The following is a 998-nucleotide window of genomic DNA, read 5'->3' on the forward strand; positions in this document are numbered from 1 at the left end:
CACCCACATACAACTCACCCACCACACCCGGAGCCACCAACCGCAGCCCCCCATCCAGCACATACACCCGCGTGTTCCACACCGGCCGGCCAATCGGCGGAACCACCCCACCCACCAACACATCACTGACCAAGGCGTCCACGGTGGTCTCGGTCGGACCGTACGCGTTGAACATCCGCCGGCCCGCCGACCACCGCGCCACCACATCCGGCGCACACGGCTCACCACCGACCACCAGGACCGCAAGGCTTGCCAGGTCCGCAGGGACCACACCAGCCAACACACTCGGCACGAGTAGGGCATGAGTGACGGAATGCTCCTGCACGAGGCTCGCCAGACGGCCCGCCACATCCACACCTGAACCGGCATCCGGCACCACCAGCCCCGCACCCGACAGCAACGCCACCATCAGTTCCCACACAGAAGCGTCGAAACTCGGCGAAGCGAACTGCAGCACCCGACTGCCCACACCCACACCGAACCGGTCGGCGTACATCGCCGCCATACTGGCCAGCCCGGTGTGCGTGACACTCACACCCTTCGGCCGACCCGTCGACCCCGACGTGTAAATCACATACGCCAGACCGGTCAGCAGCAGAGCTCCGCTCCGGTCCTGATCGGTGAGGTCCACCTCCGCCATGGACTCCGCCGCGGCCATCACGGCAGGATCGTCCACACACAGCACGCGCCCGGCGTCCCACACCGGCAGCCCCGAAGCCACCCCACCCGTCGTCAGCACACACACCGGCTCCGCGTCCCGCAGCATGAACGCAATCCGCTCACCCGGATAGTCGGTGTCGATCGGCAGGAAGGCACCGCCGGCCTTCAGCACCGCCAGCACCGCCACGACCATGTCCGCCGACCGCGGCAACGCCAGCCCGACCAGACGCTCCGGACCCACACCGTGACCGACCAGCACGCGAGCGAGCCGGTTCGCCCGGGCATTCAACTCGCCATAACTGACACGCTCGTCGCCGCACATGACCGCCACCGCATCC

At 67.7% G+C, this 998-nt stretch carries 1 protein-coding gene; it reads right to left on the minus strand.

Features of this window, described 5'->3' with window-relative positions; all coding sequences use genetic code 11:
- The coding region (locus G6048_RS48280) for an AMP-binding protein (RefSeq protein WP_235991169.1) at positions 1-982 on the minus strand (982 nt) is incomplete at its 3' end.
- Positions 983-998 lie beyond the last annotated feature (16 nt).

The organism is Streptomyces ureilyticus (assembly GCF_011045025.1).
Taxonomy (GTDB): Bacteria; Actinomycetota; Actinomycetes; order Streptomycetales; family Streptomycetaceae; genus Streptomyces; species Streptomyces ureilyticus.